We start from the raw sequence: 25,862 nt of genomic DNA, 5'->3' as shown, positions 1-25,862 counted from the left end.
TTTATGCATCTGACGGACAGGGAGAAAGAAAAATTGTGGATCGTGGTGGCGGCCGATTTGGCCCGCCGCCGCCAGAAACGCGGCTTGAAATTAAACTATCCGGAAGCGATGGCAATTCTCACATATGAAATTCTGGAAGGGGCGAGAGACGGAAAATCGGTCAGTGAGCTGATGCATTGGGGAACCACCATCCTGACAGAAGAAGATGTACAGGAAGGGGTGGATGCGATGATTCAAGAAGTGCAGGTGGAGGCGACTTTCCCGGACGGGACAAAGCTGGTCACAGTTCATATGCCGATCCGGCCCAAGGACGGGACCATAGTCAAAGACCAAATATGAAATGGTCAAGTACACCCGCCCGTTCAGAGAGTAACGAAGGGAAGTGAGGGAGATGGTCATGATACCGGGTGAATATCGGTTGAAAAGCGAACCGATTTTGCTCAATGCCGGAAGGAAAACGACCGATTTGAAAGTGATTAACCGGGGAGATCGGCCGGTGCAGGTGGGGTCTCATTTTCATTTTTATGAAGTGAACAAAGAACTCGATTTTGACCGTGAAAAAGCCAAGGGAATGCGTCTGAACATCCCTGCCGGAACGGCGGTACGGTTTGAGCCAGGGGAGGAAAAGGTCGTGCAGTTGGTCGCGATCGGCGGCAACCGGGAAATTTACGGACACAACGGGCTGGTGTCCGGGTCGGTCAAGCAAGCGATTGAGCAAAATCCATCACCCGAACAGACAGGATTGAAAATGACCCGGGAAGCATACGCCAGCATGTTTGGCCCTACCACTGGTGACAAAGTGCGTCTGGCGGATACGGAGTTGTTTATCGAGGTGGAGAAAGATTTCACCGTTTACGGCGATGAATGCAAGTTTGGCGGTGGCAAAGTGCTGCGGGACGGTATGGGGCAATCATCCCGGGCCACTCGGTCGCAGGGCGTACTGGATGTAGTGATCACCAACGCGTTGATTCTCGATTATTGGGGGATTGTGAAGGCGGATATCGGAATCAAGGATGGACACATCGTCGGTGTCGGAAAAGCGGGCAATCCGGATGTGATGGATGGGGTGGATCCGGAACTGGTGGTGGGCGCCTCGACCGAAGTGATTGCCGGAGAAGGTCTGATCGTCACACCGGGCGGGATCGACACCCATATCCACTTCATCTGTCCGCAGCAGATTGAAACCGCGCTGGCATCCGGTATCACCACCATGATCGGCGGCGGCACCGGGCCAGCCACAGGGACGAATGCCACGACCTGCACCCCGGGTGCCTGGAATATTCACCGCATGCTGGAGGCGGCGGAAGCATTTCCGATGAATCTGGGATTTCTCGGGAAGGGGAACGCGTCGGATGCAGCGGCGTTGGAAGAGCAGATTCAGGCCGGGGCCATCGGGTTGAAATTGCATGAGGACTGGGGAACGACGCCGGTCGCGATCGACACGTGCCTGACAGTCGCGGACCGCTTCGACGTCCAGGTGGCGATTCATACCGACACACTGAATGAAGCGGGATTTGTGGAAGATACCATCCGGGCGATCGCCGGACGCACCATCCACACCTACCATACGGAAGGGGCGGGCGGCGGACACGCTCCTGACATCATCCGGCTGGCCGGGGAACCGAACGTCCTGCCTTCTTCCACCAACCCGACACGGCCTTTTACGGTGAACACGATTGACGAACACCTTGACATGTTGATGGTGTGCCACCATTTGGACAGCCGGATCCCGGAGGATGTGGCGTTTGCCGATTCCAGGATCCGGCCGGAGACGATTGCGGCCGAAGATATTTTTCATGATCTCGGCGTATTCAGCATCATCAGTTCCGATTCGCAGGCGATGGGGAGAGTGGGGGAGGTGATTCTCCGGACTTGGCAAACGGCCGACAAGATGAAGAAACAAAGAGGTCCTCTGCCGGAAGAGACGGGGGACAACGACAATTTCCGGGTCAAACGCTATCTGGCGAAATACACGATCAATCCTGCCATTGCCCACGGAATTGCCGAATACGTCGGTTCGATCGAGCGCGGAAAATGGGCTGATCTCGTTTTGTGGAAGCCGGCTTTTTTTGGCGTCAAGCCGGAACTGGTATTGAAAGGCGGTTTTATCACCTATGCCGCGATGGGGGATCCGAATGCGTCGATTCCGACTCCGCAACCGGTGATGGGGCGTCCGATGTTTGCTTCTTTTGGCAAAGCGGTTGCGAAATGTGCGATCACGTTTGTTTCAAAAGCGGCTTGGGAAGCGGGGGTGCCGCAGCAACTCGGATTGGCAAAACAGGTGTTGCCGGTGAAAAATTGCCGGAACATCGGGAAAAAAGACATGATTCACAATGATGTCACACCAAAGATTGAAGTGGACCCGGAGACATATGAGGTGATGGCGGACGGGGAACGGGTAACCTGCGAACCGGCCGAGACGGTGCCGATGGCACAGCGCTATTTTCTGTTTTAGGGGGGACAGGGATGCATTCTCTGCTGCCTTTACTGCAATTGACGGATTCCGCTTTTCCGGTCGGGGCTTTCTCTCACTCGTACGGGCTGGAAACCGCTCTCCAGGAAAATCGGGTGAAGGACTCGCATGGTCTGCTCGAATGGCTGACCGCCTATCTGGTTACCGGTTTGGCCCCGATGGAGGGCACCGGGGTCTACTGGAGCTGTCATTATGCGGAATGGCTGCACACCGCTTCACCGGATCGGACAAATGCAGAGGAACATCTGAAAAACCTGGACCGGCGGTTGACGTTGTCCCGCTTCGCCCGCGAATCGAGAGAGGGTGCGATCAAGGTCGGGAAACGATACCTGGCCTTGGCGCGGGAATTGTATCCCGCCAGTGGACTCGACCTGTATAGCGACTGGATTCGAAATAAGGAATGCTACGGACATCCCGCCGTTGTCCACGGCTGGCTGTCCATGCATCTCCAGTTATCGCGCAAAACAGCCGTTGTATGCTACTTGTACAACGAAATCAACAGTTTGGTACAAAATGCGCTTCGTGCGATGACGATTGGGCAGCTGGAGGCACAGAAAGTGTTGCAGTCGATGTTTCCCATGATCGAGCAGGCAACCGGTCGGTTGCTGGCCGATCCGCCCGCAGCCGATGCGCTTTACAGTTGTTCTTTGCTGCAAGAAATTGAAGCCATGCGGCATGAAACGCTGTATTCCCGGCTTTTCATGTCGTAAAAATAGGAAATTCAAAGGAGGAAACGAAAATGTGTCTGGGGCATGTTCACCACGATCATGCATGGAAACACAGGAGTTTTCAGGGAGGACGCGCGTTGCGGGTCGGCATCGGCGGCCCGGTGGGATCGGGCAAAACGGCACTCGTTGAAAAATTGTGTTGGACCCTGAAAGACACGTACAGTCTGGCGGTGATCACCAATGATATTTTCACAAAAGAGGATGCCGAAATCCTGACGAAAACGGGTGTCTTACCGGCGGACCGCATTATAGGGGTGGAGACCGGAGGCTGTCCCCATACCGCCATCCGGGAAGATGCTTCCATGAATTTTGCCGCGGTGGAAGAACTGGAGAAACGGTTTCCCGATCTCGACATTATTTTCATCGAAAGCGGGGGAGACAATCTGGCCGCCGCGTTCAGTCCCGAGTTGGTCGACCTGTTCGTCTATATCATCGACGTCGCACAGGGCGAGAAAATTCCCCGCAAAGGAGGTCCAGGCATTACCCGGTCCGATCTCTTGGTGATCAACAAAATCGATCTGGCGGAACATGTGGGCGCCAGCCTGCAGGTGATGGAACAGGATTCCCGCCGTATGCGGGGAGATAGACCGTTTTTCTTCACCAATCTGTTTGAAAATATCGGGGTTCCGGAGATCGCCCGCTGGATCTCGCAAGCGTATCACGGTGAAACGGAAAGGGTGACGGTGTGAAGGTTCACGGCTCCTGGACGGGGACGATCGCTTTGAACCGTGGTGTCAGCATACTGGCCGATACCCGGCAGAGGGCGCCCTTGAAAGTGGCAAAACCGTTCACGGGAGAACATGGCGAACTCCTGTTGTATCTGATGGACGCATCGCCAGGCTTGTTCAACGGGGATCGGCAGGAAATTGAATGTCGTCTACTGAATAACACCCATCTCTATTTGACCAACCAATCCTCATGCAAGCTGCATCCCTCGCTGGCCGCCTTCGAGAGCCGGCAAATTCAACGTTTTTACCTGCACGAGGGAGCGGTTCTGGAATATTTTCCGGAACCGCTGGTCCCCTATAGGGGGGCCGATTTTATCGGGGAGACGGTTGTGGAGATGAGAACCGGCGCCCAGGCCATCATTGGCGAGATTCTGACACCGGGCAGGGTAGGCCGGGGCGAGGTATTTCAATACAAAAAGGTGGTCAGTCGGTTTTCGGTGTATTGGAACGGGAAATGGACGGTTTGGGACTCGCTTGTGCTGGAACCCGGAAACTGGCTGGATGCGAAACAAATTTTTGGAGACTTTACACATTTTGGCACATTATGGGTGTTATCCGAGAAGATTTCCAACCGGCACGTGGAGCAACTTCAGGAACTGATCAGTTTCGGGCGGGACGATCCGGTATATGCCGGGGTGAGCTTGCTTTTGAACAACGGACTCGCCATCAGGATGCTGGGGGGCTCGGCAAGCGCCTTGCAATCGTTCATGCACGCATGTTGGGATCGGGTGCGCCGAGAACTACTTGGCAAACCGTCATTCAAGGTACGGAAATAAGAAAAGCATGTCAGAAAACATAACATGAGGGGTTGTGTACAGCTGGCCTCTGTACTATTCTCTCAACTGAGAAAACATCTTGCTGTGTGCCAGAGTGGCATGGCCGGGCAATGAAGCCCCTGTTCGGAAACGAGCAGAGGCTTTTTTTGCCGGATGGACGCAAAGGGGGATGGAGAGAGGGCGGCAGCGGAGGAATGGTTTTATTTTTCTTTTCCTGAAGATGAAAAAAGAGAGGGAGTGGACAGAGTGCAGCCTAAAGGTTTCTTAAAAAGCGGCCATACGCCGTCTTTGTTCAGCGCGTTCCTGTATTTTGACGTGAGTTTTATGGTCTGGGTGCTTTTGGGACCGCTTGCCGTTGTGATTGCAAACGACTTTCACTTGAACGCAGCCGATAAGGCCAACCTGGTCGCCCTGCCGACTTTGGGCGGTTCGATCCTGCGGCTGGTGCTCGGGTATTTGACCGATTCGATCGGCCCGAAAAAGACCGGACAGATCGGGATGCTGCTCACCATGATTCCGCTTTCCTGGGGCTGGCTGTTGGCGGACAGCATGAACCAGCTATACGTAATCGCTCTGTTGCTGGGGGTGGCTGGAGCCAGCTTTGCGGCGGCGCTGCCGCTTGCCAGCCGCTGGTATCCGCCGCAGTACCAGGGATTGGCGATGGGAATCGCGGGTGCGGGTAACAGCGGCACCATCTTTACGACTCTCTTTGCCAACCGGATCGCACAGCATTTTGGCGGCGACTGGCATGTGGTGTTCGGTTTCGCCCTGCTTCCGGTGCTTATTACCTTTGTCTTGTTTTCCCTGCTGGCAAAGGACAGCCCCAATCAACCCGAACCCCGGAAGTGGGCCGATTACGCGAACGTATTGAAGCAAAAAGACGCTTGGTTTTTCTGCATCTTTTACAGCGTCACATTCGGCGGCTTTGTCGGCATGTCCAGCTATCTGACGATATTTTTCAACACGCAATACGGATTGTCTCCCGTGCGGGCGGCTGATTTTGCCACCTTGTGCGTGATCGCCGGGAGTTTCTTCCGACCGGTGGGGGGATGGCTGGCTGACAAAGTCGGCGGGATTCGGATGCTGACCGGTCTCTACCTGGTGGTCGCCGCGATGATGGCCGGCATCTCGACACTGCCCGGACTGGGGCCGACGACCGTGATGCTGTTTATTGCCATGATGAGTCTGGGGATGGGCAACGGCTCCGTGTTCCAGTTGGTGCCGCAACGGTTCCAGCAGGAGATCGGCATTATCACCGGAATCGTCGGGGCGGCGGGTGGCCTGGGCGGCTATTTCCTGCCCAAGATTCTCGGCAACCTGAAGCAGTCGACCGGTTCCTTCACACCCGGTTTCCTTGCTTTGTCCGGAATAGCCGTTTGCGCCTTCCTGCTTTTGCTGGCGGTACAGGGGCAATGGAAGCGAACCTGGATCGGAGAAGGAGGCAAGGCAAAGGTCGGCCAGGTCAGTTCCGGCATCAGCGGATAAGACGGAAAGTTTACGTCATATATCCTAACATAAAAAATTGAGTTCCTGTTCCCTCCCTGGTATCCTGAAAACAAACCACAACATGTGAGAACGGGAGGGACTGAGGATGGGGCTGCTGTATGAAATTGCCCAGAAAATCCGGGAAGGCAAGAACCCGCCGGTGACGGGAGATGCAATGCGGATGCTGCCGGGTGTCCACCAGGCGGTTCGGCAAACCGCAGGGAAGGAGGCTGTGCATGATCGGGGCGCGCGTGATCAAAACTTCCCTGGCCGTGTCTCTCTCGATTCTGATCGCCCGCAGTTGTAAACTCGACACGCCCCAATTCGCCGGCATCGTTTCGGTCCTGGCGGTACAACCTTCGATTTACCGGACCTTTCGCCACGGACTGCAACAGACAGCCAGCGCCTTAATGGGGGCGGCTTTGGGCGCATGGGTGCTCTTTGTTGCGGGCAATTCCTGGTTGGTGATGGGCGGAGTCGCCCTGCTGCTGATGGCATTGCACGTGAGAATCGGCTGGACCAACTCGCTGCTGGTCGCCGTCGTCATCGCGATCAACACGATGGGAACGAGCCGCCTGACGTTCGCCGAATCGGCCTTCAACCAAATGGCGCTGGTCGCGATCGGGATGGGGATTGGTACGCTGGTCAACCTGCTGCACAAACCGGCGCACGAAGCGCGGGCGGAAGTGGCTGCCGTCCAGTCGGAACGCATGTTGCGAGCCCTGCTCCATTACATTTGCCTGGACTTGCAGGACCGCCGCGTAACCCCGTATGATCCCGTGATGAAAGGGCAGATTTCGCAGGTTCGCGCGTATATCGAAAAAGGCAAGGACATCTCCCGTCTGATCCGCGAGGACAAGAGATTTCACACGGCCGGCCGCGATCCGCTGGCGATGTTTCACTCGTTTGAGAGCATGGCGGAACGGATCCGCGACATCGTGAAGGAACTGCAAAAAATCGATCTGCAAAAAATCGGCCGGGCGCACGGCGAACTTCAGTTTGCCAACAAGGCGATCCGGGTCGTGATCCGGCTGCAGGAGCGATTGGTGGCGGGACGGAGTGCCGGCCTTGGAACGGTCCAACGCGCGCTGGAAGCGAGGAAAAACGGGATCTGGAGCCAGCGAACCGAGCAAACCGCAGATGCGGATTTTGCGTCCGCGTTGTGTTTCTACAACCTCTACCACCACTTGCTGGAGTATCTGCGGGAACTGGAGGCGTTCCGCGCCTCGTGCGGCGGCGAAGGGATCGGCGCGGTCAAATACCCGAACGCCAACAGCAGGGTCGTACCTTTCATGGACCCTGACAAAAGCAATGCGTTAGTAAAATTGACATCAGATTTTTTGAAAATATAACGGCCGCAGACTGCCGGAATCCAATCGAACACCCACAATGGCAGTGGCAAACGCACGCATCCTCTGTCTAACGGACAGGGGTTGTTTTGTTGCGGCCTGAGCATGATACAGGACGAATTATGTAATAAAACATAACATGATATGAAAAACAGAGAAAAATCGAGTGAAAACGGTTGCTTATCCAGATGTTACGTCATATTTGATTACATTGCGAGTTTGAACTTTTCTGATTTTGCACATAGAATACAGATATGAAGTGATGTGTTATATATTCTGACATGAAACCGGAAAGAAGTGAGGGGGAGGCGGGTGCGTGATGAAATTGTGGTCATCGGTTCCGGTAATCGGCTGAACGGATGGTTGCCGTCGGTGTTGGCCGAATGCCCGTATCGTCTGCGGTTTGTCCAGGTTCCGCAACAGCCGGAATCCGGCGAGCAGGCGGTTGCCGCCATCGCCGTGCAGGTGGCTGCTGAGGCTTGCATTTTGCAGGACGATGTCGATTTGGCCAGCTGGACGCAAGCGTTGCTGCAGGCCGAACAAGGACCTGTGCTGTGGGCCGTTGCCCGCCTGAACCGGAAAGTCGTCCGCTTGTTCGACGAGATCGGGGCAAAGGGCATCCTGACGCCCGCAACCGACCCGTTGGCTGCCGTTTGTTCGGTCAAAACCGCCGTCGCCGGCTGGCAAAGCGAACGGATGTACCGGAAACGGGCGGAACAGGCGCTGACCGAGCTGAACAATCGAAAATTGATCGAACGGGCGAAGGGGCTTTTGATGGACCGGTTCGCACTCTCGGAAGCGGAAGCGTACGGGCGGATTCGGCGGGAGGCAATGCGCAACCGCAAGAGCATGGTACAGATTGCGGAGAGCATTCTGCTGCTGCAGGATCTCACTGACATGTCAGGGTAAGGAAACACACATGAATGGAGGAGACAGGATGAAAAAAGGATTGACGCTGTTGCCGATTCTTTTGTCGATGTTGACCGGGCAGGCGCTGGCTGCCGGACAAGAACCGACTGTTCAGGACGCGATGCTCGCGGTCGACTCTGTATGGGTGATTGTGGCAGCGGTTCTGGTGTTCTTGATGCAAGCCGGGTTCGCGTTGTTGGAAGCGGGAGCCACGCGGATGAAAAACGCAGGGCATATTGCCGGCAAAAACGTGCTCAGCTTCGCACTTACGACACTTGTATTCTGGGCGGTTGGTTTTGCCATTACTTTCGGAACAGGAAACAGTGTATTCGGTACGAGCGGTTGGTTCTTGCATGTAGCGGATGATCAGGTGAATGAGGTGTTTGCGTCTCTTTCCGCATCCGGTGTACCGCTTGGCGCCAAATTCCTCTTCCAGGTCGTATTTGCAGGCGTATCGTTGGCGATCTTCTGGGGCGGAATCGCAGAGCGTGCAAAATTGATCGTCTACTTCGTGTTTGGAACTGTATTCATCGCCGCGATTTATTCGGTGATCGGCCACTGGGTGTGGGGCGGCGGCTGGCTGTCCAGCCTGGGCATGCAGGATTTTGCTGGATCGACGGTCGTTCACCTGGTTGGAGGAACTGCGGCTCTCGTTGGCGCCATCCTGTTGGGACCGCGTATCGGGAAGTACAACAAGGACGGTACGTCGAACACGATTCCGGGCCATAACATGGTATATTCTGTCTTGGGCGTAATCATTCTCTGGTTTGGTTGGTTCGGATTTAATGCGGGTTCGACCTTGGCGGCAAACGGAGCGTTCTTCCCGTATGTGGCACTGACCACCAATCTGGCGGCAGCAGCCGGTGCCGTAGCAGCTGTGTTCACCGTCTGGGCGGTACTCGGTAAACCGGACATCGGCTACATGTTAAATGGCGTTTTGGCAGCTTTGGTTGCGATTACCGCATCCTGTGCGTTCGTCAAACCGTGGGCGGCTGTGGTAATCGGTGCAATCGCAGGGATTGTGATGGTATTCTCGGTTCTCTTCTTCGAACGCGTGCTGAAGATCGACGATCCGGTTGGGGCTTTCTCGGTTCACGGCGTCGCCGGGATCTGGGGAACACTTTCGACAGGGTTCTTTGCTGCTCCTGACCTCGTTGAAAAGGTTGGTGTCGGTCAGCCGGGTTTGTTCTACGGCGGCGGTTTGCATCAACTGTGGGTACAGTTCTTGGGTGTTGCTGCCTCATTCGCCTATGTGTTCGTGGCATCGTTTGTCATCATGTACCTGATCAAAGTCACGGTGGGTCTGCGGATCAGCCGCGAAGAGGAGATCATCGGACTGGACATCAGCGAACACGGCGCATCCGGCTATCCGGAACAGTTGCCAAACGGCGGCCACTATGCCAAAACGTCTACGGAAGCGGCTTTCAACTGATGCAAACGGTCCAGGGGGATTGCGGGGCCCCGTCAATCTGAAAACCGTTCGCTTAGTCGAAATGGAAGCGGGTGTGGGCGGGGGCGGGGCTTCAGGGGTCCCGTTCTCTTGCCGTTCCGGAAAAGCCTGCTTATGGGGAGTGACTAGCAGTGGCTGCAGCATCCGATCTCCATTTGGTTTTTCTGCTGCGCATCTCGCTCAGCATCCTGCTTGGCGGACTGTTGGGCTGGGAACGGGAGAGAAAAAACAAATCGGCCGGTTTGAAAACGCATATTCTCGTATCCGTGTCCGGCTGCCTGTTGATGTGGCTCTCCACCTATTCGTTTGCCGACTTTACCAACCATCCGAATGCCCGTTTTGATCCGGCTCGCCTGGCCGCCCAGGTGGGCGGCGGAATCGGCGGATTTCTGGCGGCTGGGATCGTGCTGCGCAGCGACCGGTTTGCGATCAGCGGCTACTCGACCGCCGCCATGCTGCTGTTGGCGATGATTGTCGGATTTGCGGTCGGCAGCGGGCAATATTTTGTCGCAACTGTCACGGTCGCGCTTGTGATCTTGTGTATGGTTGGAATTCCGCGCTTACAAAAGCGGATCCATAAACCGCAGCGGAAACAGTTGACCTACGTGTCGGTCGATCGGCCGGCGCTGCTGGCCGAAATCGCCGCGATTCTGGGACAAAAAGGGCTCAATATCACCGATGTTTCGATGCACGCGGATGAGGATGTCGTGAGTACAACGATCGAATTTTCCGCTCCTCCTGTTGTCGATTCTCATCTGCAAGAAGTGGTGGAAACGATTTCAAAGATCGACAACGTTTTATCTGTTCAATTGGAATCGTCGGGAAAGGAGTAATGGAATGCAGGCAGCCGGGCAATCCATGTTGAGGCAGATCATCAGCCAGGTGGAGAGTGCGAACGAGATTCGCGCGTTGCGGGTGCTGCATGACCGGATGCCGGATGTGGCCCGCGATTGGCAAAGATCCGGCTTCGATGCTTGCGAAATTCTCTCCTTCATCAATCAGTGGCACGACCAGTTGATCAAACGCACGATCGAATTGACGCTGGCCGATTTGGAGAGCGCCGGCCGAGGGGCCCCGCCCACCCCGTTTTGCTGGCTTTTGCTGGGCAGCGGCGGGCGCCGGGAGCAGACGCTGGCGCCGGATCAGGATAATGCTCTGTTGTATCTGGAGGAACCTTCCGATACGCGGGGGGAGACGAGGGCATTTTTTCAAATGTTGGCCGAGTGGGTGGTCAGCCGGTTGGCTGCGGTCGGCTACCCTTATTGTCCCGGTTTTGTGATGGCGACAAATCCCCGCTGGAACGGATCGTTGCGGGAATGGCGGCAGGCGATCGGATCGTATGCCGGTTATCCCGATGGGAACAATGCCCGTTTTTTGGCGATGGCGGCCGATATGCGCCCGATCTGCGGCGATTTCCGGTTGGCTGCCGAGCTTCGTGAATGGTTTTCCGGGCAGGTGAGGGAACTCGCCTTCGTCCATTGGCAAACGGCCCAACACGGTTGGCAGCAGCCGGTGGCGCTCGACTGGCGCGACCGTTTTCGAACTGAAAAGTGGGGCGATCATATGGGAGAACTCAACATCAAGGAAGGCGGCTATTTGCAGATCGTGAATGCTGCCCGGCTCTGGTCGCTGGCGCACGGTGTCCATGCGACATCCACTTTGGAGCGGATTGCGGCCTTGCGTGATCTGGCGATTTGGGAGGAGCAATGGGCGTCTCGTGTGGCCGGCGCGTTGCGGCTGTTTATCCATCACCGGATCTGGGGCAATTATGTGTGCCCGGATAGGCTGTCGGACACGGAAGCGGCCGCTTTGAAAGAAGCGATGCGAACGGCCAGACACCTGCAAAAACGGACCGCCAGGCGGTTCCGCAAGCCGAAGTGAGCGAACGCCGATGGAACAGAATCTGCTTGGCATGCTGCGCCGTTTTTTCCGTTCGAAAAACGCGAACGTTCTGCCGCTGTCGATGGCCGGAGACTCGGATCTGCGGAAGGAAGCGTTGATCCGCCATCTGCTTAAGGAATCCAACACAAAAAACGAAGCCGGCTGGGTGGCGCCGCTTGCCAACACGCGGTTTGTGGTGGTCGATACGGAGACAACCGGTTTCAATCCGAATACAGATGTACTGATTGCGATCGGTGCGGTGGAAATGATCGGAGAGCGGATCATGCCGGACGCCGCTTTCGAATCTCTGATCCGTCCGGAGCCGGCCAGACCGATCCCGCCGGTCGTCAGCAAACTGACTGGCATCCGCGATCCGGATGTGGCGGCCGCGCCGAAGGTGGCGGATGTACTGCAGCGATTTTTCGAATTCGCGGGAGATGCCGTACTGGTCATGCATCATGCGGGCCATGATGTGCGGTTTTTAAACGCCGCCCTGTGGCGAACGTCGCGCACCCATTTGACGCACCGCGTGCTCGATACCCATGATGTGGCAAAATGGGTATGGCCAAGACTCAACCAGTACAGCCTGGATGATCTGCTGGCTGCCTGCCGGATTCCGGTTGCGGGCCGGCACACGGCCATCGGCGATGCGAAGCTGACCGCCCAACTGTGGAGCATTCTGCTGCAGGAGATCCGGCAAAAAGGGGTGACCACGCTCGGAGAATTGTACGAAGCGATGATTCTTGCCAAACGGGTTTAACCAGAACAAAAACAGCCGCTCGCCGATCGGCCGGCAAGATGCTGCCGTGGCGGAAGCGGCTGTTTTTGTGTGGTATTTTGAATGGCGTTTCACAAATCCAGAAATGCTAGTGGTGTCAGTTCACGTGTTGGACACCGATCTTGCGAAAAGAGGGATCTCCGAATGAAATGGTTGCTGTATGCCGGAATTGGCGCGGGAGTCATGATCCTGGCTTATGTGCTGTTTTTTCGCAAACAAAAGTTCACCAAGCTGCCGTATTACCGGTCGAAAAAGGACTAAAGCTGCTGCAACGCTTTCACCAGCTGCAATTCGCGAAGCGTCTCCAGCAGATCGTTGCCTTGCTGCTGTGATGCCCCCTGGGATTGAGTCTGGGCGTCCTGTTGCTGATCTTCGCCATGCTGTTTTTGGTCTTGCTGTTGCTGCGCCTGCTGTCCCGTTCGCCCGCCCTGCCGGTCTTTGTCCGATGCTGTGAGTTGTTCTGCCAATTGCAGCATCTGCAAGCGGTTTAGCAGTTCGCTCGGATCAGTCCCGCGCAGCACTTCCAGCAAAGCGATCTGCTGCAGCAGGTTCTTCCCGGTCTGCTGGTTTCTCTGGCCGATCCGGATATTGCGGCGCTTGTTCTTTGGTTGGGTTCCCTGCAACATCAGCTCGACCATCTGCAGTTTGGCCAGCAAATCTTCAGTCGTGACTTGCTGTCCTTGCGCCTGTCCTTGCCCTTGCCCCTGCTGCCGGCGGAAAGCGGCCGCCTGGCCGCCCCCTGCTTTCCTGTCGCCGCCTTGTGCAGCATCATCCGGCAAAAAGTCTTGATCCGACCGGCTTTCCAACAGATGATCCAGATAATTGGCATGTTTTTTGTCGGCGCACACAAACGCCTCTTGTGACCCCGCATCCACCACAAAAAAATTACCGGAGCCAAAACTGTCTTCCAATTCGATCCCGCCTTTGGCGCTTTTCAATTCTTCCTGTTCTTTCCGGCTGAGCGGCAATTTTGGAATCTCGCGCAATACGGCCAGCGCCACCTGCCGGGATACGCGAGACGCTTTCAACGCATGGATCACCGAGTCGTGGATCAGTGCGTACAGCGGAAGCGACAACGATTCACAAGTCCGATTGATCAAATCCTGGCTCATCCGTCTTCATCCTTCCCCGTTTTGCTTATCTGTAGCTTCTCCGTTACCACATTGGCTAATTCGCAGTGTTTTTTGCCGAAGAGATGGGGAAACGGAGTGTTTTCTTGTGCGGTGATTGCTGATTTGCATGAAATGAATGTCAGTTGGAAAAATATACTTGCGTTTGCGGAAAGCTGGAAGGGTTCAGTGCGGCGACAAAGCAACGGCAACGGAACGGAGGAACAGAGATGCGGGTTGAGGAGAAAATCACGAGCGGACAATTGGGGATGCTCCTGATTCCCCTGGTGATGGCCACCGCCATTTTATCCCTGCCTGCAGTGATGGGCGCGGTAGCAAAACAGGACGCGTGGCTGGCGGCGATCCCCGCCTCCGCCACCGGGATTTGGAGCGTATTGGTATTGGCGGAGTTGGGCAGGCGGTATCCGGGCATGACGATCATCGAATACAGTTCGAGAATCATCGGCGGTTGGGCCGCCAAACTGTTGAATGTGTATCTGGTGTACATTTACTATCTGTTTGTGATCGTCATCGCCCGGGAGCATACGGATTTTATCGAAACGGTCGCATTGCCGCGAACTCCCGTGGTCGTGGAAGCGGGAGTGTTTCTGGTGTTGTGTGGCATCACCGTATATGTGGGCATTGAGTCAATCGGACGTTGCTGCCAGTTTCTAGTTCCCTTTTTTGTTCTGTTTTTGATCCCTTTCTTCGTCTTGTCACTGCCGAATATGGAGTTTGACCGGTTGCAGCCTTTCCTGGGAAACGGGGTGTTACCGGTGTTGAAAGCGGCCATTGTACCGTCGGGCTGGCTGGGGGAGGTGTTCGTACTCGCATTTCTGTTGCCCTATCTGGATCGGCGGAGCGATGGACGCAAAGTTTCCCTGCTGGCGATCGGCATCATGGTGTTGATTATGATATTCATCAATCTGCAAACCATCACGGTGCTGGGGGATATCACCAGCAAACATAATTACCCGTTTTTTGAAGTGATCCGGTATATCAGCATTGCCGAATTTATCGAACGGATCGACCCGATCATCGTCGCGGCCTGGACGATGGGCATCTTTCTCAAGGAAGCCGCTTTTCTATTTGTGTTTTGCGTTTGTGTGAAACAACTGTTCCGATTGTCCGATTACCGAACCGTTGTGATTCCATTGACCTTGCTGTTGATCATCGGAGAACGCTGGACGAGCGACAATACGGCCGACATGAAACAATTTCTGACTCTCACGTTTCCGGGGGCGGCTCTTTTTACCTTCAACCTTATACCCAGTTTGTTACTGCTGATCGACTCGGTGAAACGGAAGAAAAGCCGCGGGGACAAAAGCATGAAACATCCATACCATCCTTGTGTTGATTCGGAGGTCAGAAGATGAGCCAGTTTTTCAAACGCAGGCGGAACAAACCGGTGGGCCAGACATGGTTGGAGGTACCGGTTGCCGATTTGCAGGGTGAACCGATCCGAAGCGATTTATTGCAAAACGAAACGATTTTGAAACAGGTCTTTCACAATTGCTCCGACGTCGTGTTCCGCCCGCTTCACATTCACGGACAGATCAAAGCGTTGCTGGTTTTTGTCGATGGCCTTGTCGACATGAAGCACCTGGATGAGGTGGTTCTGAAACCGATGATGTTCGAAGGACTGCCGCAGGGGCTGGGCCATCTCGAACGGATGGGGAAAATCCTCGAACACCAGGTGGTGGCCGTCGCCCAAACGCAGACCGTCGACAGGTTGTCCGATGTGGTACAAAGCATTTTGAAAGGCGATATCGCGATCCTGGCGGACGGGGAGAACAGCGCGCTGATCGCCAGCATCAAAACGTGGGAGAAGCGGTCGATCGAAGAGCCTCCGGCAGAATCGGTGATCCGCGGTCCGCGTGAAGGTTTCACGGAAAATATTCGCACCAACACCAGCCTGCTGCGCAGAAGGCTGCGGACGGCCCGTCTGAAACTGGAAGCACTGTCGCTAGGGGAATTGTCGAAAACGGATGTGATCATCGCGTATATCGAAGGAATCGCAGCCGATTCGATCGTTCGGGAAGTCCGCAAGCGGGTCGGGCGGATTCGCATCGACGGCGTGCTGGAATCGGGGTATATTGAGGAACTGATTGAGGATTTGCCGTTTTCTCCGTTCCCCCAAGTACTACACACGGAGCGGCCGGACGTGGTGGCGGCCAATTTATTGGAGGGGAAAGTGGCGATTCTGGTTGACACTACGCCGTTTGTGCTGATTGTCCCGACCTTTTTCTGGGAGGCGTTGAACGCCAATGAGGATTATTACGAACGTTTTCTGATTGCGGCCGCGATTCGGTGGGTTCGCTACATTTTTCTGTTTGTGGCGATGCTGTTTCCTTCTCTTTATGTGGCGATCACCACCTTTCACCAGGAGATGCTTCCGACCAATCTGCTGCTGACGATCGCCGCGTCGCGGGAGCCAAGTCCGTTTCCGGCGTTCGTCGAAGCGCTGATTATGGAGATCACGTTTGAAGCGTTGCGGGAAGCGGGTCTTCGTTTGCCAAGACAGGTGGGGCAGGCGATCAGCATCGTCGGAGCGTTGGTGATCGGACAGGCCGCCGTGCAAGCGGGAATCGTTTCCGCCCCGATGGTGATCATCGTGTCGATTACCGGCATCGCATCGTTTACGATGCCGCGCTACAATTTTGCGATCGCGATTCGCATCCTGCGGTTTCCGTTGATCTTTCTGGCGGGTACGCTCGGCCTGTATGGAGTTACAATCGGCGTGTTGGCCATTCTGATACATCTCACCAGCCTTCGTTCATTTGGCGTTCCCTATTTTGCGCCTGTGGCGCCGCTCACCGTTCGCAACCTGAAAGACGTTGGGGTTCGGGCACCCTGGTGGAGGATGAACCGGCGGCCGAGCATGACGGTGTTCCACAATCAGATGCGCGTGCCGCGGGGCCAGAAACCGGGTCCGAAGCGGGGCAAGCGGACGGAGTGAGGTGAATGGGAAGTGCCGAAGCGGATTCGACAGGCAGTATGCTGCGTGTTGCTGCTGATTGTGTTGGCCACGACCGGCTGCTGGGACCGCACCGAGATCAACGACCTCGCGTTTGTTATGGGATCCGCGCTGGACCTGACGGAAGATGGCAAAGTGCTGGGGACGTTTCAGATCGCGCTGCCCAACGCCGTCGGCATCGGACCCAGCGGCGAGCAAGCGGGCGGCGGACAGCAAAGGAGCGTTTTTATCGTATCGGCAACCGGCCGCAACGTGCATGATCTGGAACGGAAGGTGCAGGAGAAGCTGTCGCGCCGTTTGTACAAGGGCCATCGCCGGGTGATATTTATCGGAGAACGTTTGGCAAAGCGGGGAATCGGGGATCTGCTGGATCAATTCAGCCGCGACCCGACCAGCCGGCTGCGCACCCAGATCCTGGTGGCGAAAGGCCGGCAGGGGCAGGAAATGCTGCAGGTGCAATATCCTTTTGAACGCATCCCGTCGGAAGCGGTTCGCGAGCTGGAACGAACGGGTGTCGGCGTAGAGGTGACCATTCGCGATTTTCTGATTATGGCCAGCGGAGAAGGGATTCAACCGGTGATGGCTGCAATGGAATCGGTGTCTGTTCCGGATATAAAGGGACCGGCCGGAAACGGTGGACAGGCAGGGGAAGGACAGCTGGAAGAGCGCGGCCGGCAGGAGCGGCAAACGATTCGTTTGTGGGGAATGGCCATATTCAAGGATTTTAAACTGGCAGGCTATCTGAATGACGAGGAGACACGGGGATGGATGTGGGTGACGGGAAAACTGCAACGAGGGGTGATCACAGCCTATGTTCCGGAAGGCGGCGGCAACGTCAGTGTCGATCTGACAAAGGCAGAACGCGAGATCAAACCGGAGATCAACGGCAACCGGGTCAAAATCAGGCTGCGGGTAGAGGGGGAAGGTGTGATCCACGAAAATGACACGAACCTGGATTTGAGTGAGCCGCAAAATGTCAAGATTGCCGAGAAAGCCCTGAAAAAATCGATTGAACAACGGGTTCGGCGGGCGATCGCCAAGGCTCAGCAGGACTATCAGGCGGACATTTTCGGTTTCGGTGAGCAGGTGCAACGGACGCATCCAAAAACGTGGAAATCGCTGAAGGAACAATGGAAGCAACGATTCCCGGAAACGGAAGTGGAGATCCTGGCAGACTTCTCCGTTATACGAACCGGCATGTCGGGAGCGCCCCTGCATCTGCAGGAAAAAGAGGTGAAAAAGCAGTGAAGATTCAAATCATCGGTTTTTTGCTGTTGCTGGCGGTTGCCGCGTACTTCCAGATTCGATCGTTGTTGGCCAAAGGGTTGCAAAAAGAGGTGATCGTTTGCGGCGGGCTGTGGGGACTGGCGGCGATCATCGGTTCCCTGCTGATCGCCGGCGTCGATGTTCCGAAACCGACGGTGCCGCTGCAAATCGTGTTCGAACCGATCGGAAAAGCGCTTGCCGGAAAATAATGTAGAAAAGTTCAGGGATAGCGAAAAAGTCGACGAGCGGCTTGCCAAATGAGCGGATTCAATCCGCTTTCGAATCGGCCCGGAGCGTACCGGGTGGATAAGTTTCCCTTTTTCTTCCGTGCCTAAAACGGCATCTTGGTGTATACTGTTCGTAAGGGAATTCGTGAATGGAGGAATCGGGGTGCTAAACAACTCTATGGCTGAGCTTGGGTGCGACCGACCTGAGACGATTCTAAAGCTCCACCGCAATATGATTCCGGCCGGCGAAACGCTGACAGGCAGCTTTCAGTTTTGGCGGGAGATGGTGGAGCGGACCGACAAAGCCATTGACGTTGATTTTGTGATGCGGGCCCAACTGAAGGACGAAGTGATCGAACAAAAAATCGACGAGTTTCAAACGCATCCACCGCTAATGTTTGAGGATACGCTGATCGTCGAGTTTCCGTTTGCCTACCGCTTGCCGAAATGGCTCCCGGTGTCGACGCACGCCATCCGGTATTACTTGCGGCCCCAGATTTTTCGGGATGCTGCGATGAACGAACGGTGCGACGAATATGCCGGATTGGAAGCGATCATCATCCAGCCGAACCGGGAACAGGCGCGGCTGATGCAAGCACTGTCCGAACTGGGATTTCAGGAAAAGCTCGATTCGCGGTTCTGGAACGGCCGGGTGCAGGAGTTTGATTTTGTCGCCGGCAAAGGCCGGAACAGAGGAGTTCAGGAATTGACCGTGCTGTTTCATCCGGACAACGACCGCGTGCAGGTGAGTTTGCAGATCGACGAGCGGGAGACCGTTCGCTTTTTGCTGACGAACGAACAGGATGTGACCGCGTCCCTGCGAAAATCGCTGCAGCTCGACTGAGTGTAAAAAACACCCCGGTTCGGGGTGTTTCGAATTATTTTGCGAGAGATTTGATGTATTTTGCGACCGCTTCCTCTTTGCCTGCCGCTCGCCCGGCGGGCATCGAGCCTTTTCCGCTTTTCAGGATTTCGACGATTTGTTTCTCGTCGTATTTCTTGGCCGCTTCGACCAGCGATGGACCGAAAGCGCCTTTCAGGTCAGCACCGTGGCAAGCGGCACAGTTTGTTTCTACCAGTTTCTTGATCTCCGCATCTCCGCTGGCGGATTGCCCGGATGCCTGGCTCGATTGACCGGAAGTTTGCTGCGTCCCGGCCGCTTGTTGCTGTTTCTTGTCTCCGCCCGCTTGTGCAGCCGCTTCTTCCGATTTATGGCCATGATCGAGACCGTACACAATGACGCCGATTCCGAACAGGATTCCAAGTGTGGCGGGAACCGCTGCTACGAGCATACCTCTGAGACTTTGATTCATGTCCGGTTTCAACCTCCCTTTCTACCTCTCTTATCCTATCACAAATCGATATTCAGGGGAACTGGCTTTGTTCGAACTGATTTTTGCCGGCATGCGGTTGTTGTAGAATAGACGTTGGAACGGCCCATTTCGGAACATTTTGTGACAAATGTCGAGCAGCACAAGACCATTGACTCTTTTTCGGATGTAGCCGCTTTTGGTATACTGGAGCTACTTTCAGAATGTTGCAAAAGGAGGGTGGCGCTGGACGGCGGCCTCGTCAAAGGCTATTCGAGTACTTGCCTCCCGGATCGCTACATAGGATAGGTAACAGGCGCACGATTGCGGTGGATCTGACACCGTTTTGCGTTCACCATCCTGTTTGACCTCACCCAAAGTGCGGGTTCCCGTGCTTTTGCGGGTTGCGCCGCTTCGGTGGGAGTGTGCGTTGGGGGGACTGTATGAGTCAAAATACGCTCACGTTCACATACGCGAAAGCAGCCGGAAAAAAAGTGATTCTCGATCCGCCGCTCGCAAAACCGGTCGCATCCGCCCCGGCTGCTGCCGCTTCGGCGGCGGGCGATCCGGAATGGACCGCTTTACCGGACCGGCAATACGAGGACGCGTTGCGGGAACTGGATCAATTGATCGGGTTGGAACCGATCAAATCGACGATCCACGAGTTGGCCCATTATACGGCCGTTCAGCAGTTTCGCAAGAAGCAGGGCTACAAGACGCCGTCGATGAGCATGCACATGGCGTTTCTCGGCAATCCGGGAACCGGCAAAACGACCGTCGCCCGGCTCTTGGCGAAGTTGTTTCACCGGATCGGGATTTTGAAAGAAGAGAAGTTCCGGGAAGTCAGCCGCGTCAATCTGGTGGGGAACTATGTCGGCCACACGGCGAAAGACACGATGGCCGTGTTGCAGGAGGCAAGGGGCGGGATCCTGTTTATCGACGAGGCGTATTCGCTGGTGCGGGATAATCCGAACGATTTTGGCATGGAAGCGGTGGAAACGCTGCTCAAGTACATGGAGGATCATCGGAACGAGATCATTGTGATCTTCGCCGGTTACCGGGAGCCGATGCTGAAGTTTCTCAGCAGCAACCCCGGACTGGCGTCACGAATTCCCTATCAACTGCATTTTCCAGATTACAGCCTGGACGAACTGCTGTCGATTGCCACCTATATTGCCAAAGAGTACGATTATAAGGTATCGTCGGCATACCAGAAAGCGTTGATGAGCCTGTGTTTTCGTGAGAAGCAGAAGTATAATTTTTCCAACGCCCGATTTGTCAGAAACTGCATCGAAAAGAGCATTCGCAAACAAAACGCCCGGCTCGCGAAGGCGGCCGTGTTTCAACTGGAAGAACTCAATTTGCTGCGGAAAGAAGACCTGTAGGGAACGGCTTGCCCTCCCGCCGCCGCAATTCATAAAATTCCCTGCTTCTTTTCATCCTAGAGAAGAAAGGGGGAAGGTTTATGATATTGCGGGCGATGGTCTTGTTCCTGGCTGTTTTCGGGTGGTTGGCGTCCGGTTTGGCGTATGCGGAGACCAGCCATTCGGCACTGAAGATCGATGGGATTCCGGTGCAATTGCCTTACGCTTCCCGCACAGCGGGAGACGATAGATTGGTTGACGTGTATGCGCTGCAGGGCATTCTGCCGATTTCGGTGAACGAGCGGGGCGAGGAGCGGGTGATCCGCTACGGCTGCCATCAGTTGGAAGTGCAGCCGGGGCGGAGGGCGGCGCTGCTCGACGGCAGGTGGCTGATTTTGTCACATGCGCCGGTTGCCGTACCAGACGGGCTGCTGCTTCCCAATCGGCAACTGTTCGACTTGCTCGCCGTGCCCTATCGCATGGACGGCGGACAGGTCAACGTGACCGCAGCATCCGAATCGCTGGCCGCTTTGCAGCAGAAGGTGGCCGGATGGAACGAAGGCCGGGCGAAAATCGGGTTTGTCGGCGTGCTGCAGCCGAATCGCTGGATTGTGGCGGCCCAGATCCTGGCTGCGGGCAGGCCGGTCGGCTACGGCGACCTGTATGAAGCCGTGAGGGAAACAGCTGCAAACGGAGCGCATACATGGAAGTTGACGAAACTGCGTACTATATCCGATACAGCCTCCAACGTGTTTCTGGAATGGATGCCGAACGGCAGTATTTTCGAGAACATTGTCGCCGACAAACGGCCAGAATTTCTGGTGGTCGAGACATGCAACTGTGCGGGCCGCTACCAATATGGTACGATGTTCACCGTCACGGAAATGGGCCTGGTTCCCGTGTGGCATTCGCAAGCCGCGTATGATCGCGTGGAGAAAACCGACAAAGGGTGGGAACTGGTAACGTACCGCAAAGACGCGATCCCGACGCGGCCCGGCAGCACGATGCCGTACTGGGAGATTCACGAGATGTGGAATGGGCAGTCGTTCGTGATCACCAAACAGGAATACCGTGATCCTTTGCAAGAACCCTCTTTGCATTGACAACATTTGTTGGTACAATATGGGGGCCGGAGAGATAGGGGGGTACATCTGGAGTGAGTGACAACAAATTCTATGTCACACAGGAAGGACTTCGCAAACTGGAGGAAGAACTCGAATACCTGAAAACGACAAAGCGCGCCGAGGTCAAGGAGCGTTTAAAAATCGCCCGGTCCTACGGGGATCTGAGTGAAAACAGCGAGTATGAAGCGGCGAAAGACGAACAGGGAATGGTCGAATCGCGGATTCTGATGCTCGAAAATCAGCTGCGCAACGCGGTGTTGATCCGCGATGAAGACAAGGTGAGCGGGGTGGTGACGATCGGTTCCACCGTGACGATCCGGGAAGTTCCGGACGGGGAGGAGGAAGTGTACACGATCGTCGGTCCTGCCGAATCCGACCCGCTGGAAGGCCGGATCTCCAACGAATCGCCGATCGGCAAAAGCCTCTTGGGCAGACAAAAAGGCGAAAAAGTGGTGGTGCCGGCGCCGAGCGGCGAAATGACGTTCGAAATCCTGAAGGTAGAATGAGCGGGGCTTTTCCCCCATAGACATGGTAGTGGAGTGGTCGTCCCAACAGCCATGATCTAGGGGGGAATTTTTTATGGGCAAAGTGCAATGGAGCGCCCGGAACCGTCTGTGGATGACGGCCGGTTTGGCGGCGTTGGTCGGCGGAACGGGGCAAAACGGAAATTGTCAAGCTCGTGGCCAACAAACCGGGCACGTTTCAAATCCGTTGCCTGACGCACCCGGATGCGAACACGCACGGGCCGATGGTGGCCAACCTGGTGGTTTTGCCAAAGTAAAAAGCACAAAAATTCAGGTTCGAGGGCGCTGAGGCTCTCTTTTGTGTTTTTTGTGGAAAGTGTGAAATGATAATGACACATTTAATCAAATGTGTTATACTCATACTCGAGGGAGGGTCAGGTATGACACAATATTTGGAACGGCGTCAACAAGCCATGCGTTCTTTTGTGGAAACCTGTGAACGGAAGTTTGGCATGACCAGTCAAGAGTTTATCCAGTATTACAAAGAGCTGGAAAGTCACGGAACGGAAGAAGAATACCAATGGTGGGTGTGCCTGTCGTTTCTCGGTGCCCGCTGAAAGCGTTTGACTTACAACAAACACGCGCCTCAAGCGATCGCTTGGGGGTTTTCTTTTTTGCCGGGAGGGATCGGGCCAGCGAATATCGAATACAATATCCTGATGATCAACAGTTTGGGGCGGTATCGATGGACTACATCAAACGGACAAAACAGCGGTACGATCAATTGGCACGTTCTCATGAGTGGCGGCATACGGAACTGACCCCCGGTCTGGTCGTGCGGTTCACGACGATGCTGTTGGGTGACAAGGTGCTCGATCTGGGAAGCGGTGCGGGCCGGGACACGCTGACTCTGAAACGGTACGGGGTGCATGTACAGGGATTGGATATCTCGGAAGAGATGCTGGCGATCGCCCAAAAGACGGTGAATGACGTGCCGTTCCGGAAAGGCGATTTTCGCAATCTGCCGTATCCGGACGACATGTTTGACGGCATTTGGGCGAACCTGTCGCTGCTGCATCTGATGAAACAAGACCTGCCGGTCGCCTTGTCACAGGTACGGCGGGTGCTGAAAGACACCGGTGTGCTGTATGCCTCTTTTTTGACGGAAGGGGAGGACGGGTTTATCGACGATCTGTATTATGCTTTTTACAAGCCGGAGGAACTGCACCGGATTTTTGACGAAAGCGGCTTTGCCGTGTTTGACGAAGTGGCGAACCGGGACACAATGCATCTGTTTGCCCGCAAAAAATAGCGCATGCACCGGGCGCCTATTTTTGCCGCTAGACTGCCAGGTACTGGCGCAACTCTTCGTACAGCGCATAGGCGACGTCTTGCTGCTGAAACCAGTAATGTTTGAGCGGATTTTCCGAACGATATTGATAGACGGCGGTTCCACAATATTCCGGACGGATTCCGACAAATCCGTCCCGCGTCGGGAACCAGTCGGCAAACAGCAAAGTTTCGACCTGATGCATCGGGCCCTCCTGATCTGTCAAAAAATGTTGCTACAATTTAGGATTGACAGACGGGCTCTGTACTAATACAATTTTCTCATAAATTACACACCAGCAAGTTGCATGACTGGCGGAAGTGGGTTACCACAAGGGAGTGCAACTGGAGATAATGGCCGACCGCCTGGGCCCCTTTTTGCAACAGACAAGGGGTTCAGACGGTCTTTTTGCAAAATCGGCCGGAAAAACAGGGAGGGGCTAGAATGATTCGAGTACTGGTCAGCGATCCGATCTCGGAACAGGGCCTTGGCAAGCTGCGAGAGGCGGACGACATTCAGGTGGACATCAAAACCGGGTTGCCGGAAGACGAGCTTTGCAGAATGATTGGCGAATACGACGCGTTGCTGGTTCGTTCGCAAACGCGCGTCAATGCACGGGTGCTGGAACATGCGACGCGCCTTCGCGTAATTGGGCGGGCCGGTGTAGGAGTCGACAACATTGACGTTCCGGCCGCCACCCAGCGGGGGATTGTGGTCATCAATGCGCCGGACGGAAACACCATCTCCACGGCGGAGCATACGTTTGCGATGATGATGGCGATGGCACGCAAAATCCCGCAAGCGCATGCATCGATCCTGCGCGGGGAATGGGACCGCAAGACGTTCGTCGGTGTCGAGCTGAACAAGAAAGTGCTCGGCATTATCGGTTTGGGACGGATCGGCGCGGAAGTGGCCAAACGGGCGCAGGCGTTCGGAATGAAGGTGTTGGCTTACGACCCGTTTTTGTCTCCGCAACGGGCCGCTTCGCTGAACGTGAAACCGAGCACGGTTGATGAGATCGTGACGGAAGCGGATTTTATCACGGTTCACACGCCGCTGATCAAAGAGACGAAACATCTGCTGGCGGAGCGCGAGTTTGCCATGATGAAAGACGGGGTCCGCATCCTCAACTGCGCGCGTGGCGGCATCATCAAGGAATCGGCCTTGATCGAAGCGCTCAAGTCGGGCAAGGTGGCCGGCGCGGCGCTCGACGTGTACGAGGAAGAACCGATTGCGAAAGACCATCCGCTGAAAGATTTTCCGAACGTGGTGCTTACTCCGCATCTGGGGGCGTCGACCGAAGAAGCGCAGATCAACGTGGCGATCGACGTGGCGGAGGAAGTTTTGAAAGTGCTTCGCGACGAACCGTTCAAAAATGCGGTCAATCTGCCGTCCCTCCCGGCCGATAAACTGAAGCAGGTGGAACCGTACCTGGTATTGGGGGAAAAATTGGGCAAACTGGCCGCCCAGTTGGTCGACCATCCAGTGACAAAAATCGAAATTACCTACAGCGGCGACATCAGCAATCTGGAAGTGGCGCCCGTGTCCCGGACGATTTTGAAAGGGATCCTGTCGTATCACCACGGGGCGGAGGTCAATTTTGTCAATGCGCCGCTGGTGGCGGAACAGTCCGGGATTCAGGTGGTCGAATCGAAGACCGGCAAGCACAGCGTTTTCACCAACCTGATCGGGCTTGAGGTGAGTACGCCGCATCAGACTCGCCGGGTAGCCGGCACGTTAAACAACGGTTTCGGTCCGCGGATCGTGCGGCTGGACGGATACACGATCGATGCCGCGCCGGAAGGCCGGATGATCGTCACCTCGCACCTGGACCAGCCGGGGATGATCGGACGGATCGGGATGATTCTGGGCGATGCCGGCATCAATATCGCAACGATGCAGGTGGGACGGAAAGAAGTCGGCGGCAAGGCGGTGATGGTGCTTGGGATCGACAACCCGGCAAGCCCGGAAGTCATCCGGCAGATCGCGGAGATCCCGAATATCCTGGAAGTATTCCACGTAGAACTTTAATATCTCCCGTTTGTTACGGCGCCCGCGGCAGGGCGCCGTTTGTGTTCGGTTCTGCACGGATACGGGTGCTTGCAGCCCACTTTCCTTCTTCGGCGGTTTTCCG

The 25,862-nt window shown here is 55.5% G+C and carries 27 protein-coding genes and 1 riboswitch; of the genes, 24 read left to right on the top strand and 3 right to left on the bottom strand.

Annotated features, from left to right (window positions below):
- Positions 1-3: 3 nt before the first annotated feature.
- From C230_RS0114985 to C230_RS20630, 13 genes are all read left to right on the top strand, one after another.
- Positions 4-339: an urease subunit gamma gene (locus C230_RS0114985; RefSeq protein ID WP_018132868.1), complete on the top strand. Its 336-nt coding sequence runs from the start codon at positions 4-6 to the stop codon at positions 337-339.
- A 52-nt stretch (positions 340-391) separates the two neighbouring features.
- Positions 392-2,455 carry an urease subunit alpha gene (ureC, locus tag C230_RS0114980; RefSeq protein WP_018132867.1) on the top strand — a complete coding sequence of 688 codons (2,064 nt, stop codon included), beginning with the start codon at positions 392-394 and terminating at the stop codon, positions 2,453-2,455.
- Positions 2,456-2,466: 11 nt separating this feature from the next.
- A complete protein-coding gene (locus tag C230_RS0114975) occupies positions 2,467-3,183 on the top strand; it encodes an urease accessory protein UreF (RefSeq protein ID WP_018132866.1) in 717 nt (238 codons plus the stop codon).
- Between the two features lie 29 nt (positions 3,184-3,212).
- Entirely contained in the window at positions 3,213-3,890 is a 678-nt protein-coding gene (ureG, locus tag C230_RS0114970) for an urease accessory protein UreG (protein WP_018132865.1), read from the top strand.
- A complete protein-coding gene (locus tag C230_RS21505) occupies positions 3,887-4,705 on the top strand; it encodes an urease accessory protein UreD (protein WP_018132864.1) in 819 nt (272 codons plus the stop codon). The genes ureG and C230_RS21505 overlap by 4 nt, the downstream gene beginning before the upstream one ends.
- A 246-nt stretch (positions 4,706-4,951) precedes the next feature.
- A complete protein-coding gene (locus C230_RS0114960) occupies positions 4,952-6,190 on the top strand; it encodes a nitrate/nitrite transporter (RefSeq protein ID WP_040393750.1) in 1,239 nt (412 codons plus the stop codon).
- A gap of 106 nt (positions 6,191-6,296) precedes the next feature.
- A complete protein-coding gene (locus tag C230_RS23025) occupies positions 6,297-6,497 on the top strand; it encodes a hypothetical protein (RefSeq protein ID WP_169332856.1) in 201 nt (66 codons plus the stop codon).
- Positions 6,427-7,542, top strand: a complete 1,116-nt coding sequence (locus tag C230_RS20645) for an FUSC family protein (protein ID WP_018132862.1) — start codon at positions 6,427-6,429, stop codon at positions 7,540-7,542. Before C230_RS23025 ends, C230_RS20645 begins: the two co-directional genes overlap by 71 nt.
- A gap of 309 nt (positions 7,543-7,851) precedes the next feature.
- Positions 7,852-8,448: an ANTAR domain-containing response regulator gene (locus C230_RS23175; RefSeq protein ID WP_018132861.1), complete on the top strand. Its 597-nt coding sequence runs from the start codon at positions 7,852-7,854 to the stop codon at positions 8,446-8,448.
- Between the two features lie 28 nt (positions 8,449-8,476).
- On the top strand, positions 8,477-9,880 hold the full coding sequence (locus C230_RS0114945; RefSeq protein WP_018132860.1) for an ammonium transporter: 1,404 nt from the start codon (positions 8,477-8,479) through the stop codon (positions 9,878-9,880).
- Positions 9,881-10,029: 149 nt separating this feature from the next.
- Complete coding sequence (locus C230_RS20635) at positions 10,030-10,731, top strand: MgtC/SapB family protein (RefSeq protein ID WP_018132859.1); 702 nt, start codon at positions 10,030-10,032, stop codon at positions 10,729-10,731.
- Between the two features lie 4 nt (positions 10,732-10,735).
- On the top strand, positions 10,736-11,779 hold the full coding sequence (locus tag C230_RS0114935; protein ID WP_018132858.1) for a DUF294 nucleotidyltransferase-like domain-containing protein: 1,044 nt from the start codon (positions 10,736-10,738) through the stop codon (positions 11,777-11,779).
- 10 nt (positions 11,780-11,789) lie between these two features.
- Entirely contained in the window at positions 11,790-12,539 is a 750-nt protein-coding gene (locus C230_RS20630) for an exonuclease domain-containing protein (RefSeq protein WP_018132857.1), read from the top strand.
- A gap of 275 nt (positions 12,540-12,814) precedes the next feature.
- Here the strand turns inward: C230_RS20630 and C230_RS0114915 are convergent, their stop codons facing one another.
- Positions 12,815-13,669: a hypothetical protein gene (locus tag C230_RS0114915; protein WP_018132854.1), complete on the bottom strand. Its 855-nt coding sequence runs from the start codon at positions 13,667-13,669 to the stop codon at positions 12,815-12,817.
- A gap of 227 nt (positions 13,670-13,896) precedes the next feature.
- On the opposite strand from C230_RS0114915, the gene C230_RS0114910 reads away from it, so the two are divergent.
- From C230_RS0114910 to C230_RS0114890, 5 genes are all read left to right on the top strand, one after another.
- Positions 13,897-15,042 (top strand): GerAB/ArcD/ProY family transporter, encoded by a 1,146-nt coding sequence (locus tag C230_RS0114910; RefSeq protein ID WP_018132853.1) that lies wholly within the window; start codon positions 13,897-13,899, stop codon positions 15,040-15,042.
- Positions 15,039-16,625 carry a spore germination protein gene (locus tag C230_RS0114905; RefSeq protein ID WP_018132852.1) on the top strand — a complete coding sequence of 529 codons (1,587 nt, stop codon included), beginning with the start codon at positions 15,039-15,041 and terminating at the stop codon, positions 16,623-16,625. Before C230_RS0114910 ends, C230_RS0114905 begins: the two co-directional genes overlap by 4 nt.
- A 12-nt stretch (positions 16,626-16,637) precedes the next feature.
- Positions 16,638-17,891, top strand: coding sequence for a Ger(x)C family spore germination protein (locus C230_RS0114900; protein WP_018132851.1), 1,254 nt, complete (start codon positions 16,638-16,640; stop codon positions 17,889-17,891).
- Positions 17,888-18,118, top strand: coding sequence for a hypothetical protein (locus C230_RS0114895; RefSeq protein ID WP_018132850.1), 231 nt, complete (start codon positions 17,888-17,890; stop codon positions 18,116-18,118). The genes C230_RS0114900 and C230_RS0114895 overlap by 4 nt, the downstream gene beginning before the upstream one ends.
- A gap of 181 nt (positions 18,119-18,299) precedes the next feature.
- A complete protein-coding gene (locus C230_RS0114890; protein WP_156807475.1) occupies positions 18,300-18,980 on the top strand; it encodes a sporulation protein in 681 nt (226 codons plus the stop codon).
- 34 nt (positions 18,981-19,014) lie between these two features.
- Here C230_RS0114890 and C230_RS21495 read toward each other — a convergent pair whose 3' ends face one another.
- Complete coding sequence (locus C230_RS21495) at positions 19,015-19,449, bottom strand: c-type cytochrome (protein WP_083910609.1); 435 nt, start codon at positions 19,447-19,449, stop codon at positions 19,015-19,017.
- Positions 19,450-19,889: 440 nt separating this feature from the next.
- Here C230_RS21495 and C230_RS0114880 point away from each other — a divergent pair, with 440 nt between their 5' ends.
- The 5 genes from C230_RS0114880 to C230_RS20620 all read left to right on the top strand — a co-directional run bounded on the left by C230_RS0114880 (position 19,890) and on the right by C230_RS20620 (position 23,710).
- A complete protein-coding gene (locus tag C230_RS0114880) occupies positions 19,890-20,831 on the top strand; it encodes an AAA family ATPase (RefSeq protein ID WP_018132847.1) in 942 nt (313 codons plus the stop codon).
- An 80-nt stretch (positions 20,832-20,911) separates the two neighbouring features.
- Positions 20,912-21,913, top strand: coding sequence for a hypothetical protein (locus C230_RS0114875; RefSeq protein ID WP_018132846.1), 1,002 nt, complete (start codon positions 20,912-20,914; stop codon positions 21,911-21,913).
- Between the two features lie 53 nt (positions 21,914-21,966).
- Entirely contained in the window at positions 21,967-22,440 is a 474-nt protein-coding gene (gene greA, locus C230_RS0114870; protein WP_018132845.1) for a transcription elongation factor GreA, read from the top strand.
- A gap of 398 nt (positions 22,441-22,838) precedes the next feature.
- Entirely contained in the window at positions 22,839-23,015 is a 177-nt protein-coding gene (locus C230_RS22680; protein WP_018132843.1) for a hypothetical protein, read from the top strand.
- A 128-nt stretch (positions 23,016-23,143) separates the two neighbouring features.
- Positions 23,144-23,710: a class I SAM-dependent methyltransferase gene (locus C230_RS20620; RefSeq protein WP_018132842.1), complete on the top strand. Its 567-nt coding sequence runs from the start codon at positions 23,144-23,146 to the stop codon at positions 23,708-23,710.
- Positions 23,711-23,738: 28 nt separating this feature from the next.
- Here the strand turns inward: C230_RS20620 and C230_RS0114850 are convergent, their stop codons facing one another.
- Complete coding sequence (locus C230_RS0114850; RefSeq protein ID WP_018132841.1) at positions 23,739-23,933, bottom strand: hypothetical protein; 195 nt, start codon at positions 23,931-23,933, stop codon at positions 23,739-23,741.
- A gap of 92 nt (positions 23,934-24,025) precedes the next feature.
- A riboswitch (ZMP/ZTP riboswitch) is annotated at positions 24,026-24,106 on the top strand.
- 66 nt (positions 24,107-24,172) lie between these two features.
- On the opposite strand from C230_RS0114850, the gene serA reads away from it, so the two are divergent.
- A complete protein-coding gene (gene serA / locus C230_RS0114845; protein ID WP_018132840.1) occupies positions 24,173-25,759 on the top strand; it encodes a phosphoglycerate dehydrogenase in 1,587 nt (528 codons plus the stop codon).
- The last annotated feature ends 103 nt before the right edge of the window (positions 25,760-25,862 follow it).

The organism is Effusibacillus pohliae DSM 22757, assembly GCF_000376225.1.
Taxonomy (GTDB): Bacteria; Bacillota; Bacilli; order Tumebacillales; family Effusibacillaceae; genus Effusibacillus; species Effusibacillus pohliae.
This window is presented reverse-complemented; position numbering and strand designations above follow the sequence as displayed.